This window comes from Spirochaetae bacterium HGW-Spirochaetae-1, assembly GCA_002839375.1.
In the GTDB taxonomy this organism is placed as follows: domain Bacteria; phylum Spirochaetota; class UBA4802; order UBA4802; family UBA5550; genus PGXY01.
Genome location: PGXY01000006.1, coordinates 24283 through 40776, shown reverse-complemented (window position 1 = coordinate 40776; position 16494 = coordinate 24283). Strand labels below are relative to the sequence as shown.

The following is a 16494-nucleotide window of genomic DNA, read 5'->3' as shown; positions in this document are numbered from 1 at the left end:
TATTTAAGAAGAAAGGGCTATTAATACAAATAGAAAACTGGCCTGTTCTGGATTTTTTCTGTTCTGCAACCTTATGGGGTCAGAGCATATAACTTATACTAGCAACAGTACCATGCTCTGACCCCATAGAAATCTATAAATAATTCAACCTGCATATCTTAGAAAACCGGCTCTGACCCCGGATTTTATTCAATTCAAGTACACTCTCTCCGTATTATACATTATACATTATAGTTAAAGAATAAATAGGGATAGAAATCATGGCCAGAAGACTGAGAAACATCGCCCAGGGCAAAACACATCACTGCACATCACGATGCCATGGGAAGCGCGACCTTCTGAAAAGCAAATTTTACCGTAAGTATTTTATTGAGGCGATCCACATGTGCCAGGGAAAATATGATTTCGAACTTATTGCAGCTGAGCCCGTGGATAATGAAATCCATTTGATCATACGCACACTTCTTGACAGGGAAACGGTCTCAAAAATCATGCAGTATATTAAAGCCAGAATCGCGGAACGATACAATCGTTCAATGAAAACAACGGGACCTTTTTGGAATGAAAGGTTCTGCTCAATGGTTATAGAGGAAATTGATAATCCTGAAGAATATCTTCTGTGGCTGCTCTGGCACATCGGATACAAACCGGTAAGGAAAGGACTCTCTTCTGACCCAAAAAAAAATGATGTGGGATTTATAAACGTATATCTCATAAAAAACTATAAGGCGCCCGTTGCAATAACACCTCATGCATTTTTTACAGCACTCGGTGATAGCTTTGATGCCTGTGTAAAAAAATTTCTTTTATATGAACAAGCCTATCTAAAAAGAATCGCTGTTTATTTTTAGCAGAAAAAAACTGTAAAAAAAAACCAGCCCCTATTGTTTCCTCCCAATAAGTTCAGCCACGATACTCACGGAAGCAACATAGTCGGCAGGAGTGTAGTACGGAATGTGATCAGTAGCGATAGAGTAAATCCCCGGTTCAGCCACTCCCTTACCAGTCAGTTTTTTCATCCTTTGTTTGAGATAAATATCCCCATCCTGCGTCATGACAAGTATTACACGGGGATTACGCCGCACCAGCGATTCCAGTGATATAACCGGATAGGGATTCCTCAAATCGGCAAAGATATTTACTCCGCCTGCATCATCAATGATATGCCCGATGAAAGACTCGCCCGATACAGTTATCAGGGGGATATGTGACACAAGAAATACAACGCCTATTCCGCTCCGGGGCCTTCGTACTCTATTTAATTCCACTTCATAAGCCTTTATTTTTTCCACGGCAAGCTGCGCCCTTCCCAGGATACGGCCCAGGCGTTCATAATTAGTACAGAGTGATACAAAGTCCCTGTTTCGTCCTAATGTAACGAGGGGAATACCCGCCATTTTCAGGGAATCGATTTTTTGTGTAGCGCCATCTTCTTCGGACAGTATTACCAGGTCTGGATTCAAAAGCACAATCTTCTCAATGCCGGGGTTTAACATGGTGCCTACGATTTCTATTTTACGGGGAAGGGGCGGATGGAAAGTTGTCACCCCCACCAGAAGGTCTGAGGCGTCGAGGTCTATTATCTGTCTCGTGATGGATGGAGAAAGAGAGATTATTCTTTTTACCTCATGCCGTACGGCTTCCGATTCACCTTTACCGCATGTTGAAAGGGTCAGAGCACTTAGAAGGAAAAGAATACCTGAAACGACCAGTATCCTGCTCATCATGATACCCCTTGCCATTGCTGCCCCTATCATGCCTGCTCTGACCCCGTCTGGGTACAGAGTTTCACGATGGCAGAATCAGTGGGTATCCGCAGCATTTATATCAACGTCACAATCTTTTCTTCCCTGGCGCACTGGATGCAGTATCGAAGCCCTGATATCCTGTTGCGGACGGGAATAAAAAAATGATTAAGCGTATTGAGCTCTTTTCCACACTTGGCGCACTTCATGGGAACCTCACCTTCAGTTAATATCATGGGGAATCATGCCTGCCCGGAATAATCCTTCCATATCTATTATTCGGTCAAATGTTCACGGATATAAACATTTTTCATGCACACTTTATTATTTCATACCGTATTCGATGCTCTGACCCCTATATTAAAGAAGTCTTCTTACTATCAAAATACTTACCAAATCAAACCATTAAATGCTTGATATTGTTACACAACAATGATACTATTTATACATACATTATTTTCTATCTACTGCGCTTTAAAGAGTCATACTTCATCATATGACATAAACTTTTTTTAAAATTTGTGTTTACAGGTAAAGAGTGTGTTCTATTATCTGCGATTATTTCGTGAAATGGGTGAGATGAATGGCCGAGAAAAAAAAGGCAGCTGCTAAAAAAACAAATACCGCTAAAAAGCCAGCTAAAGTAAAAACCGGAAAAACCGAGAGTACGAAGGTATCGAAATCTTTCCGGGGCAAAGGTTCGAGAAAAAAAACAAACCTGCTTAAAATGTATTCAGAGATGAATAAAATGACACTGGATGCTGTTGATCGTGAGATCATGCGCCGGTTTAAAATAATCATTGATACTTGCGATGAGGATATTACCAAGACCAGCCTGGGGATTATTCTGAAAGAGCCGAAAAGCGTTGAGCTCTCCTCATACCATGAGAGCCTCCAACCTTACATCAAGCACTATCTTTTCATGCTCAAACGCACAAAAAACGCCAAGTAGTGAGTCAAGATGCTGATTACAATCAGACCATTCGCTTCCGCTAAAGATGCACTGGGATTCGACCGGAAAGAAATCAACGTCAAAGATGAAAGCACCGTGGCTGATGTCCTCACCACGCTTCGGAAAGAGAGCCCGGGACTCAATACGCTCAGGGAAAATCTCCTCTTCGCTCTTAACAGTACCTATTGTCAGATTGATACGGTATTGCATGCCGGTGATATTCTGGCCATCTTTCCGCCGGTCAGCGGAGGCTGACAAAGTCCGATGATAGAAATAAAGCTGCAATTGGAACCCATCGATATCGCCGCGGCCAACGCGTTGACCGGGACCGAACAGGACGGCGCCCTGGTTACCTTTATTGGCCGGGCCCGGAATAAATCGAAAGGCAAACAGGTTTCATACCTGGAATACGAAATTTATGAAGAAATGGCCCGTTCGGAACTGGAAAAAATCGCCAGGGATGCCTCTGCAGAATGGACCATCACCGATTGCCTCATAGTGCATCGATACGGCAGAGTCAACATCGGCGAAGCAAGCATCATTATTTGCGTCTCCTCTCCCCATCGCGACGAATCATTTCAGGCCGCCCGATTTATCATCGACACGATTAAAAAGACAGTTCCGATCTGGAAAAAGGAATTCTACAGCGACGGTTCGCAGTGGATATCCGACAGATCATAAGGGAATCTCAGCCTGATCCTCCCAAAAAAGTCAAAATCATCAAAAATTATTTATTGAAATATTACCGCAACCGTGCAAATAGTGCTGTAATCAAAAAAATGGGTAAAACATGAATAGAACGCGTAAAATAGTCATATTGTTGGGTGACGGCATGGCTGATCTGCCCATTGCCTCCCTGGGGAATAAAACCCCCTTACAGCACGCATCGATTCCCAACATGGACAGGATCGCCCGACAGGGCATCGCGGGCCTGACGCAGACAGTACCCGAAGGCATGTCCCCGGGAAGCGACACAGCCAACCTATCGGTTTTCGGCTATGACCCGAAGGTGTACTACACGGGAAGGGCTCCCCTGGAAGCACTGAATATGAACATAGAAATGGGTCCCAGGGACGCGGCATTTCGATGCAACATCACTACCCTGGAAAAGGGCATCATGAAAGACTTTGCCGGCGGCCATATTGAGACGGAATTCACCCGCGTTGTCATGAAAGAAATCGCCGATAATATCCGGATAAAAGACATCGAGTTTTATCCCGGCGTATCCTACCGGAATATAGTTATCTGGCGCAACTATCCATATGAAAAGATAACGACTGCCACGCCGCCCCATGATATCACTGACCGCGGCATAGACCCGTATCTTCCTTCGGGAGAAGGTGCCGGGATGCTTCTGGACATCATGAAGCGCTCGCAGCAGATAATAGCACATTCGGAGGCCATTAAAAAGGCCCGGGATACCTATCGTGGAAATCCCGTTTCGCTCTGGCTCTGGGGCGGCGGCAGAAAGCCCTCCATTCTCACCCTGAAGGAACGCTTCGGACTGGAAGGACATACCATTTCAGCCGTGGACCTCATTCACGGTATAGGCCGCGCCGCCGGTCTCACACCGCTTCACGTGGAAGGTGCCACGGGATATATCGATACCAATTATGCGGGCAAGGCCGACGCCCTTCTCGCTGCCCTGGAACATGCCGATTATGTTTACCTCCATGTAGAATCACCCGATGAATCTGGCCATGAAGGAAACCTTGAGCACAAACTCCAGGCCATCGAGGATTTCGATAAAAAGGTCGTGGGACCCGTACTGGAGGGCCTGAAAAAATTTGATTACTACTCGGTTCTCATAATGCCCGACCACCCCACCCCAATAAGTATAAAGACCCATTCATCAGACCCGGTGCCTTTCTGCATGTACCGGTCCGACGGCTGGACCGACCTCACTCTCAATGACAGGAAGTCCCGGGAGTACAGTGAAGAGGCCGCTTCTGCCACCGGCCTTTTCATAAGGGAAGGACACCGGCTCATTGAGCTCATGATTCACGGCAGACTGTGAAATAATGCCATATAACTAACACGTAAATAAAAGGGACCATGAATATGAAAATAGTCGCAGCCATAACCGGGGTTATAGTCCTTATCCTTGCCATTGTTGCAGGAATATTATTCTTCCGTGATTCGGACCTTGAAAACGCCATTGATGCCTTTGAGGACAGGGATTATGTCGGGGCCATCGAGAAGCTGAACAAACTCATCCTGGTTGCCGATTATGAATCATCGGAAAAAATGCATTATTATCGGGCAAAATCCATTGACCGCCTGGCTGATAAGCTGGAGAAGAAATTCGAAGATGAGCTCCTTGAATCGGCCCTGGAGAAAAAAAACACTCCAGATTACGACGAGGCGCGAAAGGAAATCGAGGATTACCTTTCAGGCCTGAATAAAAATTTACAGAGCGACCTGGCCTTTATCGATAAACGGGGCAGAAGCAGCATTATATCCCGGGGGAAATTCTACGATGAGTTTGTGGCTAAATACCGGGGCAGTTCCTTTATTGAAGACCTGGATTTTGAGCAGCTTCAAAAAATTGAGAAAACCGACAACGGCAGACTCATCCAGACCATGATTATTTTTTATAAAAAATATCCCAATACCAACTACATCGCCCACATCGTTAAAATGCTCTTTGATCAGCTCCAGAAAGGAACAGCTGACATCACAAACAGGGGACAGGATCTATTTGACATCATAGTCACCTTCGGCCGACGATACCCCACCAGTCCTGAAATCGGCAGGCTTTTCCAGTCAACGGGCGACAATGTCAATCTCCGCAACTCAGCGGGCCTCAACGGCCAACGAGTGGGCACCCTGAAAAAAGACGAGATCGTCATCCAGCTTGAAAAATCCATGGACGCCTCACAGATCGGCGACGAGAGGGATTACTGGTACCGTATCGTCAGCCTCAATGGCCATCGAGGCTGGATATTCGGCAAATTCCTTAAGGAGTTTGATATAACGGTCTACAAAGAGGAAACAGTTGTTGAAAAGTGGTCCATCGATGAGCACTTCACGGAATGGATCGATTCAAATACACCGAAGGAATGGCGCCACATGGACGACACCGTGATGGAGGCCCTGGGTTTTACGGAAAGGGGCGACCTGCATATCGCCATGGTCAATTCCGCAAAGGGCAAATCAGCCGGCCTCTTCAGCCGGTATAACGCCTCGCGTGCCTTCACCATCGAATGCCGTGCCCGCTACACCGGTGGAGACGCCGTCACCATTTTCGCCTACAGCATGGGCAACGGTGCCGTATATAATGTCACGCTGAAAAATGAAACCATCGATGTATGTTCACGAATCATCCCCGTACATACCGGGGACTGGCATGATTATCGCCTTCAAAGCGATGACGGCAAATTCGCCACCCTGTCAATCGACGGCGAGATTGTATCGGGAAGAATTCTACCCGTAAAGATTGATGCCTTTGCCATGCGCGGCCTCTATTGTCTTTACTCCTCAGCGGCCGAAGAATCAAAGGGAGAGATTCAGTACATCAAGGTTCGGTAAAGAAAATCAGCCATACCTCTGCAGATTAAAACGATAAGCACAGAAATCACGGTCAGATGACAGGCGCTGTGCTTATCGCATCATTAACGTGTACGGTGAATTATCAGCTGATTTTCCACCTCTTATAATTCACCGCCTTTCTTTACTTCATCTTCGCCGAATTCCAGCCGCCCCTTGAGTCCGGCATATACGGAAATGCCCGGAGTGGTATAGCCCGTATATTCCACATAATCGCTGTCGGTGATATTTTCTATCCGGATAAAGGCCTGGACCCATTTTGTCATCCAGTACGATGCGCTGACATCAACAGTGTAATAATCATCAAGAGTGATGGCCGTCGATTCCTTCCGCTCGCCGATATAGTTACATGTCACATTAAGATTTCCGGCCTCAGCAAATTCCCAGTCAAGCCCTGCCGATGCCTTGTGCCTGGGCCGCTTCAGAAGCTCTTCCCCCGTTGATTTGTCCTCGCTCATTGTACAGGTATAATTCACCATCAATGCCACATCATGCGGAAGTTTCATTTTTACACCTGTCTCAACACCATGCGTCCAGGCCTTCCCTGTATTCATGTACTCATACGTCCATGGCGCTACTTCCACTCCGGTGATCATTTCACTATACCGTGTATCAAAATAGGTGGCGGACAATTCAATCTTCTCATCCAGCAGAGATTGATCAAATCCCACTTCGAATCCGCTGCTTTTTTCCGGCTTCAGATCCGGGTCTCCTGAAACATAAGAGTTTTCTACATAAAGCTGGTATAAAGTCGGCGCTTTAAATCCTGTCCCATAGGTTCCTCGAAGTCGCGTCTCAATAACGGGAAGAATACAGGACAATGATGTCTGCCATGTCAACTGGCTCCTGAATTCCTTGTGAAAAATATATCGCATACCGGCCGTGACAAAAATCCTGTCCCACAGTTTCAGGTGATTTTGCGCATAAGCATTAACGGTCCAGGCATTTTTATTAAATTCGGTGGCAGAACCAGCTCCATATTTCGAATAGGATTCTCCCGATTCATACGCGTATTCCACGCCTGTAGTTATTGTATCCATTTTCCCAATATAAAAATTGTTTAACCACTCGGATTTCATGTCAGTACCGTGAAACCACGAATCAGTGATGGTATCGGCGGGTTCTACGGAATCCACATCATCCTCGTCGGTTCTTTTAATGTCATGATACCCGAAAGTCAGAGCATAGTCCCATACCGTAAAAGGGGATTGCTTAATTGTTGTGGCGGTGATGATATTTCTCTGCGAATCAACCCTGTTCAGATCATCATCGGCGGCCCAGTCATCGATATCAAAATCAGCATAAGAAAAAAACAGGCTATTCTCAAGAATAAAATCCCAGGGCAAAATTATGCCAATTTTTGACGACAACGTCGTATTGGCATACTCATCACCTTCGAGGTTTGACGTCTTGGATGAATCCTCCGATACTGATGAATATCCTCCCCGATCAATTCTCGAAACGGCCAATGCATAATCGATTTTTTTAATTTTCCCGCTGACAGAAACCGATTCGGTATACGCTTTCGGCGATCCTGCTTCGGCACTCACGGTCAGGATTGTCTTCTCTTTTCCTTTCCTTGTAATTATATTGATCACCCCTCCTGATGCCTCCGATCCATACAATGTGCTCTGTGGCCCGCGTATTATTTCAATTCTTTCGATATTTTCTGCGACAAGATGTCCGAAATCAAAAGACTTGCTGTCACTGATCGGATCATTGGCCCGCATACCGTCGATGAGCACCATGGTATTCCCGTGATCGGCCCCGCGCAGATATATATATACTATATTCCCGCTCTTCGAAACAGTAACCCCGGGAACCTCTTTCAGCACATCAACAACATATCGTTTTCCCTTTTTTTCAATTTCTTCTCCGGTAATAATTGTAACTGAAGCACCGGTCTCGGCCTCGTGTATCTCTGTTTTGGTTGCAGTTACCACAACGCGTCCCAGCCTCACCGAATCCTTTCCTATATCTTCAGCTATCTTTTCATCTTCAAGAACAGCATCACCGGTCTGAGCGGTTCCAGCGGCAGGAACCCAGAATATGAGCGTGCCCAATAATATGAATCTGAATAATTTCATTACTTTACTCCCATCGAATTTTAGTTTAATAAAAAGCGAGAAAGAACTCCGGCTGGCCATGCGCGGTTTCACCTTCTCAAAATCCGCTCCCCATACTATCGGGGATCATCTATACACAGGTACCTTTGATGCATCGTTAAACATATACTCACATATTTTTACGGGAAATATACTGTCCAGGCAAACGATTCCTGTCCTGTTTCATGTTTTCATTTCTTCCCATATACTCTTTCAGGTTAAAATCAATAATCACAGTAAAGGCCATTTCCTGCCGCCCGAGTTCATCAGGTATAACTGGAAAAGGAACAGAAGCATTAATCGTTTCCACACCGGCCCGGTTCAATAAATCATGGGAGCAGGCCCGCACAATGGAAACTGGTCCCTTGAGACATCCATTTTTTGTGATGGTAAAACTCAGCATAACCTCGCCTTCCTGCCCGGTACGCCGGGAAAAAGAGGGATAATACTTGTTCCGGTTAATGAGTTGCAGAACCGCGGATTCATAATTCTCCATCACCTGAACTTCATGTGCAGACATGGATGATGCCACGGTTCTTTTTTCCGAATACTCACGGTCTGTTTCATGTTTTATTTTTTCATCCATTATCTTCCAGTCCGAAACGGTATTCGCCATCGTATTATTCATCGCTCCATCTCCCGGGATGTCTTTCTGCGCCAGGGAGCTGTCATTGTCACCGACCAGGGAGAAGTTGATATAGGTATGCCTCCCCTTCCTTGATGAAATTTCTATCGAATTGTTATGCGACAATGTAACGAGCACCGCGGCATGCACGAGCATGGAAAGTGCGATGGCCATTCTCAACGGAGTTATTATTTTTTCAACATTATGGTTTCCGTTCATGGGCGATACCGATCTCCCTGGCTCCCGAGCGTTTTATTATATCCATAACTCCCACAAAATACCGGTAGGGAATATTCTCATCGCCCCTGAAGAGTACGCGTTTTTTTTCAGACTGCTCCAGCTGTCCACGCAGAAGACCTTCCAGGTCCGTCATTTTCACCGTTTCTTTTCCCAGGTATACACGTTTCATGGCGTCAATACTTACGGTGATGACTTCTTCTTCCATCGAATCGGTATTCCCCGCCCCCGGCAGTTTTAAAGCAATGCTTGGGACCATGAAGGATGACGTGAGCAGAAAAAAAAGCAGCAACATGAACATGACGTCTATCAGTGGGGTCATGCCTGTCCAGGCGCCGGTACGTTTATGACGGATAAAGGGTTTCATTGCATCCGCCTCCCGCTCCTAATTTTCATTAGTCTGTACATCGCCATGAATCATGACATTCAATTCAGCCACAAGGTACTGCATTTCATCGCTGCGGCGGCTTATCAGGCTTTCAAAGTAATGGTGCACACCGATTACCGGTATGGCCACCGTAAGGCCGAAGGCCGTCGTCAACAGGGCCTCCCATATCCCGCCGGCCAGAACCGCGGCATCGGCATGCCCTCCCAGGTTTGATATATCCCTGAAGCATGTAATCATCCCGAGCACCGTTCCCAGGAGACCTAAAAGCGGCGCAAGCTGACCGATGGCCGACAGAATAGCGAGCCCCCTTTCCATGTGCTGGACCTGACGGCTCCCTGTTTTATGCAGAAGTTCCTCGCGTTCCTCACGCGGGACTTCTATGCTGTCCATTATCACCCCGGCCAGAACATGCAGACTTGATTTTCCACTGACAAAATATTCCTTCATTTCACTGCCGGGACGGCGCTCCCTGATCACCTTGATTTCATCAATAAACCGGTCGTAATCAATGCGCGTCGAAAAATAAAACCAGAACCGTTCAAGAATGATTCCCAAAGACGCGATGGAGCAAAAGAGTATGACATACATCACCCATCCGCCCCGATTCAGAAATTCCATCATCATAGTGACCTCGCAATTTTTACCAAAAAAAATCCCCGGACCTTTATGGTTCCGGGGATTCCCTTTTCTATCCTCAGATTAGTGCGCATATAATTATCCTTTGCTGCCGAAAGATAACAGTCCATCGCTACAGACAGGTCTTCTGGCTCCCGGATCATCCTTCCGGCCGCGCCTTCCCATTCATCTTGCCTTTCGACAGTCAACAAACAGTGGCAATGTGCGACCTTGGTCCCCGGTTACAGCGGCGGGCCCGCACCCGATTTTAACGGGTTTCCCTTTTCATCTCCCATGGGGAGAATCTGTAAAATATCAATATCACGTTTAAAAGATCACAATGCCGAAGAAAAATAGAATATTCACCGGCACAAATATCAAAGTAACTACTGCTACTATCAAAATAATTCTGCTCTTCTGTCAAGGTAAAAATTACCGACGAATAGAATTTGGAAACGTTTAGTATAAATTTTTCTGGACAGGACCGTGAAATACGGCGAGGGTCCCCACTGTATACTTTTATCACCGATTCATGAGGATGGGCATGATGGAACAAATTCTCTTTTCCTGGAGCGGCGGCAAAGACAGCGCTATGGCCTTAAAATGCCTGCTCGGGGAAGACCGCTACAATATAGTTTCGCTTATAACAACCGTCACAGAAGATTATAGCCGCGTGAGCATGCACGGCTTCCGCCGTTCCCTGCTGGAAGCCCAGGCCCTGTCCCTGGGGATTCCCCTCTACGAAATAATCATCCCGGCCCACTGCACCGACACGGATTACGCGCAAAAAATGCTGGAAGCCATGAACCACTGGAAACAAAGGGGCGTCACCGCCGTGGCCTTCGGCGATATCCATCTGGCGGACATCCGGACCTACCGCGAAGAAAAGCTTTCGTCCGCAGGCATGAGTGCCCTGTTCCCCCTCTGGGGAATAAGTACAAAGGATATTGTGCACACTTTTCTTGATGAAAAATACAGGGGGATAATTACCTGCGTGGACACGACGCAACTGGACTGTGCTTTTGCCGGCCGGGAAATGGACGCATCCTTTCTTCGCGATCTTCCGGCGGGCGTTGATCCCTGCGGGGAAAAAGGCGAATATCATTCCTTTGTCTTTGACGGTCCGATTTTCTCCAGCCCCGTTAAATTTAAAAAGGGGGGTACGGTACTGCGCGACGACCGGTTCTGTTTTTGCGACCTCATCCCTGTTTAATTAAAACAGAAATCCATCATTCCAAACTTGACAATTTGAAACCGGTTTTTATAGTGGCCGAATACAGGGGATCGCATTCCGATCACGATCCGCCATCCAATAAACCGTGAATTCTGGAGTACGGGCATGATACAATTAAAGACATTCGGAGATAATTTCAGGGCATCAGATAACAGCATTGTCAATGAGGTAAAAAAGCTCAACGAGGGAGAAATGCTGCCCCGGGATGGAGCCTCAAAATTTTTCTACGATACGGTTGGAAATGAGGGTGAATCATACATCCTCAAAGATAAACGCAGTTATGTTATTTTTTACATCGATCACGACGACGTGATCCAATCCATCGATCCCCATCTGTGCTCATGGTACGTGGAATCCGATGATCGCCATACCACGCTCATGCTCATCAGCAACAACGAGTCGTTCTCAAGCAATCTCTCCTTCAATTTTATTTACACGAATGACCATAACTTTGATGCCCTTAAATCCATCAGACAGAAGAAAAAAATTGAAATAATTTTTATTTCAATCGTTCATGGCGGTTTTCTCAAGCACCGGTCTCACTTGTTCACACTGCCTCAAAACATTATCAAAAGCATTGTAGTATAACCGGAGAAGGCATGCTGCGAGAGGCCGTGATAAATACGTCCCTATTATATTATACGGGGCCGCCTCCCGCCATCTTATCAAATAAGAAGGGGCGCCCGTTTCCGGAACGCCCCTAATCTCTCCCCGATAGCCCTACTATATCTTTTTTTGTATCTTACTCTTCAGGTGCCCCGGTAAAGATAGCGCTTGATGCTTTCGTAACCGCGCCTTCTCCACTCAGGATGTAATCACACTGGCCCGTAAGCCTGGTGAGCTCGGCACCAATGAAGAACTGACCAGAAAGAACGCGGCCTGTATAGAAGGCAGCCTCTGCATTGTCTTTCAACAGTGCTTCTCTTTCGTCACCTTTCTTGTCGCCAACGAGTTCTTTCGCTTTCTGCGTGGCTTTTGCAAGCCCCCACATCTGCATCCACGCATAGGTAAGCGTTGTAAAAGCTTTCTGGAGCGGCGTGGCATTGGCGAAGATATTGAGGAATTTTCCCTCGGCCATCTGCTTCTTGAGGTAATCCACCGTTTCATCCATTTTAGCAACAGCTTTTTCCATGGCTGTGATGTATTTAGCATCAACGCCGGCTGATTTTGCCTGAGCAATAGTTTCTGCCAGGCGTTTCTTGTAAACTCCGTAATTGTATTGTTCCTTATCCATGAGCAGCTTTCTCATTGTCAGGTCCATGGCCTGGATACCGTTGGTTCCTTCATACAGAGAAAGGATCTTGGAATCGCGGGCATACTGCTCCACGGGATATTCGGTGATGAAACCGTATCCGCCATAAACCTGGATGGCGTCACCCGTAACATCCCATGCCGTGTCGGTATTACCGGCCTTATTGATAGGAATGAGGAATTCCAGAAGTCCCTGAGCCTCCTTCTTGGCATCACCTTCCATTACATGTGTCTGGTCGCTGAGAAGACCGCAGAAATACGTGAGGGTTCTCATGGCTTCTACCCTTGCCTTCATGGAAAGGAGCAAGCGCTTGACGTCGGGATGCTCAACTATGGTAACGCTGGGAGCATCGGGATTCATCATCTGCGATACATGTTTGCCCTGGAGCCGGTTACGGGCGTAAGTCACGGCGTGCATATAAGCGGCGCTGGAAACGGACATGCCCTGTCCGCCTACATAGAGACGTGCCTCGTTCATCATCTGGAACATGATCTTCATGCCCTGTCGCTCGGAGCCCATGAGAACGCCCTTGCAGTTTTTCTCATCGCCGAAGCTCAGCGTACAGGTGGCCGAGGCGGTAATTCCCATCTTGTGTTCGATACCGGCGCAAACCACATCGTTATGGGCTCCCAGGGAGCCGTCTTCTTTAACGAGAAACTTCGGAACAACAAATATCGATATTCCCTTGGTGCCTGCCGGGTCGCCTTCGATCCTGGCAAGAACGGGATGCACATTGTTTTTATAATAATTGTTATCACCGGAGGAAATGAATATTTTCGATCCGGAGATGTTAAAAGTTCCATCACTGTTTTTGATTGCCTTGGTCTTCAGGGCACCCACGTCGGAACCGGCATCGGGTTCGGTGAGACACATGGTTCCTCCCCATTCTCCCGTAAGCATTTTTTCAATTATCTGCTTCTTTGCCGGTGAATCGGGCATGAAAGCGGCATACATGTTGAAGGCCCCGATGCTCAGCGCGGGATACATGGTGAAAGCCACGCTGGCCGATGAAAAATAATCCGTGGCTGCGGCAAAAATAACATGGGGCATGCCCATACCGCCCAGTTCCGGGTCAACGGCAAGGCCCAGGAATCCGGCTTCGTAGTAGGCATTAAGTCCGGGAAAATATTCCTCGGGTACTTTTACTTCTTTGGTTTTTGCGTCATAGATTGCGTGTTTCTTATCAGCGGCTGCGTTGATGGGGTAAACCTGCTCAACGGCGATTGTTTCAGCGAGATTCAGTACTTCGTCAAAGGTGTCTTTATCAAAATCTGCAAACTTTTCGTATTTTGTCAGATTATCCACTTCCAACATTTCGAACAGTATAAACCTCACATCCCGTGAATCAACTATTGGATTTATAGCCATAGTATCCTCCTATTTTTTTTGTGTTTTCTATATTTTGTTACCCTAAAAATGTTGCCCATGCATGTGTTCATAAAGTTAAATCAAACTATAAATTTGCCCTTATTTTTGTCAATAATTGTATGCCTGTGCGTGCCCGGCTTCGGGAAAATTTCGAATATTTGGGTTGACAAAAACCTTTTAATCTTGCATGATTGGACAACCGTCCAATTACAGGTGAAAAACCAGAATGATTTTAAAAAGATATTTAAACAAACCTTTCATCCTCATATGCCTAGCTCTAATATGCGGTCTGCCTGCACTTAATGCACATGCCGCTCCGATTCTTACCATCCAGAACGATCACGATGTGTATCCTCTCGAGGGTTCATATCTCGATGTCCTGAAAGATACGGGGGGGAAACTCACCATAGAGGAAATACAGGAACCGGAAATCCGGAAGCAATTTAAGCCCAATACCGCAAGTATTCCCAATTACGGCTACACCCGCTCAACATACTGGTTTCGTTTCTCCCTCCAGAAAACAGAAGCGTGCCGGGAAGACAAGGTCCTGGAAATCAGTTACGCACTGCTGGACCATGTGAGTCTCTTCTCTCCTGAAGAAGACGGCAGCTACAGTGAAAAAAAACTGGGGCAGCTGGTGCCTTTCAGTGAGAGGGAAATAAGCCACCGGAATTTTCTTTTCCCCCTGAATATCCCCGAGGGTAAAAGCGGTACCTGGTATCTCAGAATTTATACCGAGGACAGTTTCACGCTTCCCCTGAAAATTGAATCCATGTCCGTCTTTGCCGCGAATACCGGTACAGAACAGTTATTTTTGGGCCTTTTATATGGATTCATCGTCATCATGATATTCTACAACATCTTTCTCTTCCTATCCATCTGGGACAGAAATTATTTATTTCTCATTTTTTACATACTTTCCTTCTTCATCTTTATAACCGGGGAAAACGGTGTCGCCTATCAGTTTTTCTGGCCCTCTCTCCCCTGGCTGGGCAAACACATCGTGCCCTTTTCCGTAGGTCTTGTCATTATCTTCTCGTCGCTTTTTGTCCGTTCCTTTTTGAAAACGAAGGAACTGTCTCCACGAATCGATAAAATCATAACCATATTTTTCTATGTGGGACTGTCCGACCTCATTCTCAGCCTGGCCGTTCCCTATTTTTTCGCCATTATTTTTGCCGTTCTTGCCATCGTTCTCTACGCGCCAATAATCATATTAAGTGGATATATCTGCTGGAGAAAAGGCCATGCCCAGGCGCGGTATTTCCTTATCGCCTGGCTTGCACTTGCTCTCGGCGCCGTTCTCTATGGCCTTAAGGCTCTTGGATTTCTTCCCGACAATTTTCTCACCAGGTACGGCGTCCTCATGGGAGCCGCAACCCAGGTCATGCTCCTGTCCATGGGGCTTGCCGATAAATTCAGGGCCATGAATGAAGAGTTGACGCTGCTGAATAAAAAAACCGAGCAGAAAAGTCTGATCCTGATCAACATGGTAAAAAAGGCCGATGATATCGCCGGGCAGCTGCTTGAGGTAAGCAGCGAGCAGGCCGGAATCGCCGATTCCTACACATCCATGGCCCAGGACCAGGCCGCTCTCAGTGAGGAAATGGGCGCCACCTACGAGGAGCTCACGGCCTCCAATGAGAGCATTGATGGTTCCATGCGCCAGCAGGTCGAAGAGGGTAAAAAATCGAAAGATATGGTGCTCATGCTGCAACAGGTCCAGAAAGAGGTGGAGATAACCAGCACCTCGATTCTGACCGAGATACGGCATATCCTCGCCGCCACTGAGGCCACAAGGGACAACCTGCTTCAGCTGTCGGACATGATGGGCATCATTGATGAAGGCGGGCAGAACATCACCAATATCGTTTCACTTATTAACGACATCACCGACCGGATCAACCTGCTTTCTCTCAACGCAGCCATAGAAGCGGCCAGGGCCGGCGAACACGGCAGGGGCTTTGCCGTCGTAGCCGATGAAATAGGGAAGCTGGCACAGATGACAGCTGATAATTCAAAGCAGATATCAAGCCAGGTCATGAAAATATCTACGGATATTGGCAACGGCATCACCATCATGAACAACGCCCAGGACACCACCTCGGCCATCAACCAGACGATCAGCAGCATCGACAACCAGATTGCCCTGGTAACTCAGGCCCTGACCAAACAGAACTCATCCATTGAAACGGTTATCAGGCAAACCGAGGAATTCGGGGCACTGGCCAGGGTAATTGCGGGGTCCACGTCGGAGCAGAAGGTGGCCATGAACGAGACGGCTGAGACGATCCAGCGCCTTACCTCCATGGCTCAGAAAATTTCAGAAAACAGCGAGATAATTCTCGGGATTACGCGGGTGCTCAACGACAAGGCCAATGAGCTGAGGGCAAGTATTCAGATTTCCGACGATGAATGAATGCG

Annotated in this window: 15 protein-coding genes and 1 riboswitch; of the genes, 9 read left to right on the top strand and 6 right to left on the bottom strand. The window is 46.9% G+C overall.

Annotation, left to right across the window (positions count from 1 at the left end):
- The first annotated feature begins 260 nt into the window (after positions 1–260).
- Positions 261–851: a hypothetical protein gene (locus CVV44_12265; GenBank protein PKL37936.1), complete on the top strand. Its 591-nt coding sequence runs from the start codon at positions 261–263 to the stop codon at positions 849–851.
- 30 nt (positions 852–881) lie between these two features.
- On the opposite strand, the gene CVV44_12260 is transcribed toward CVV44_12265, so the two are convergent.
- The gene (locus tag CVV44_12260; GenBank protein PKL37935.1) at positions 882–1757 is read right to left on the bottom strand and encodes a hypothetical protein; all 876 of its coding nucleotides are present in this window, start codon (positions 1755–1757) and stop codon (positions 882–884) included.
- Between the two features lie 571 nt (positions 1758–2328).
- Here CVV44_12260 and CVV44_12255 point away from each other — a divergent pair.
- The 5 genes from CVV44_12255 (at position 2329) to CVV44_12235 (ending at position 6228) form a co-directional block, all read left to right on the top strand.
- A complete protein-coding gene (locus tag CVV44_12255) occupies positions 2329–2697 on the top strand; it encodes a hypothetical protein (GenBank protein ID PKL37934.1) in 369 nt (122 codons plus the stop codon).
- A 9-nt stretch (positions 2698–2706) separates the two neighbouring features.
- The gene (locus CVV44_12250) at positions 2707–2952 is read left to right on the top strand and encodes a hypothetical protein (protein PKL37933.1); all 246 of its coding nucleotides are present in this window, start codon (positions 2707–2709) and stop codon (positions 2950–2952) included.
- Between the two features lie 9 nt (positions 2953–2961).
- Positions 2962–3378, top strand: a complete 417-nt coding sequence (locus tag CVV44_12245) for a molybdenum cofactor biosynthesis protein MoaE (protein ID PKL37932.1) — start codon at positions 2962–2964, stop codon at positions 3376–3378.
- 109 nt (positions 3379–3487) lie between these two features.
- Positions 3488–4714 carry a cofactor-independent phosphoglycerate mutase gene (locus CVV44_12240; protein ID PKL37931.1) on the top strand — a complete coding sequence of 409 codons (1227 nt, stop codon included), beginning with the start codon at positions 3488–3490 and terminating at the stop codon, positions 4712–4714.
- Between the two features lie 38 nt (positions 4715–4752).
- Complete coding sequence (locus tag CVV44_12235) at positions 4753–6228, top strand: hypothetical protein (GenBank protein ID PKL37930.1); 1476 nt, start codon at positions 4753–4755, stop codon at positions 6226–6228.
- 122 nt (positions 6229–6350) lie between these two features.
- Here the strand turns inward: CVV44_12235 and CVV44_12230 are convergent, their stop codons facing one another.
- From CVV44_12230 to CVV44_12215, 4 genes are all read right to left on the bottom strand, one after another.
- A complete protein-coding gene (locus CVV44_12230) occupies positions 6351–8393 on the bottom strand; it encodes a hypothetical protein (GenBank protein ID PKL37929.1) in 2043 nt (680 codons plus the stop codon).
- 88 nt (positions 8394–8481) lie between these two features.
- Positions 8482–9195 (bottom strand): hypothetical protein, encoded by a 714-nt coding sequence (locus tag CVV44_12225; protein ID PKL37928.1) that lies wholly within the window; start codon positions 9193–9195, stop codon positions 8482–8484.
- Positions 9179–9580, bottom strand: a complete 402-nt coding sequence (locus tag CVV44_12220; GenBank protein PKL37927.1) for a hypothetical protein — start codon at positions 9578–9580, stop codon at positions 9179–9181. The genes CVV44_12225 and CVV44_12220 overlap by 17 nt, the downstream gene beginning before the upstream one ends.
- A gap of 18 nt (positions 9581–9598) precedes the next feature.
- Positions 9599–10225: a biopolymer transporter gene (locus tag CVV44_12215; GenBank protein PKL37926.1), complete on the bottom strand. Its 627-nt coding sequence runs from the start codon at positions 10223–10225 to the stop codon at positions 9599–9601.
- 111 nt (positions 10226–10336) lie between these two features.
- Positions 10337–10540: riboswitch (cobalamin riboswitch) on the bottom strand.
- Between the two features lie 220 nt (positions 10541–10760).
- On the opposite strand from CVV44_12215, the gene CVV44_12210 reads away from it, so the two are divergent.
- Both CVV44_12210 and CVV44_12205 read left to right on the top strand, forming a co-directional pair.
- Positions 10761–11429, top strand: a complete 669-nt coding sequence (locus CVV44_12210; GenBank protein PKL37925.1) for an ATP-binding protein — start codon at positions 10761–10763, stop codon at positions 11427–11429.
- Between the two features lie 126 nt (positions 11430–11555).
- Entirely contained in the window at positions 11556–12038 is a 483-nt protein-coding gene (locus CVV44_12205) for a hypothetical protein (GenBank protein PKL37924.1), read from the top strand.
- Between the two features lie 154 nt (positions 12039–12192).
- On the opposite strand, the gene CVV44_12200 is transcribed toward CVV44_12205, so the two are convergent.
- Positions 12193–14070 carry an acyl-CoA dehydrogenase gene (locus CVV44_12200; protein PKL37923.1) on the bottom strand — a complete coding sequence of 626 codons (1878 nt, stop codon included), beginning with the start codon at positions 14068–14070 and terminating at the stop codon, positions 12193–12195.
- Between the two features lie 226 nt (positions 14071–14296).
- On the opposite strand from CVV44_12200, the gene CVV44_12195 reads away from it, so the two are divergent.
- Positions 14297–16489 (top strand): hypothetical protein, encoded by a 2193-nt coding sequence (locus CVV44_12195; GenBank protein ID PKL37922.1) that lies wholly within the window; start codon positions 14297–14299, stop codon positions 16487–16489.
- Positions 16490–16494: the final 5 nt, after the last annotated feature.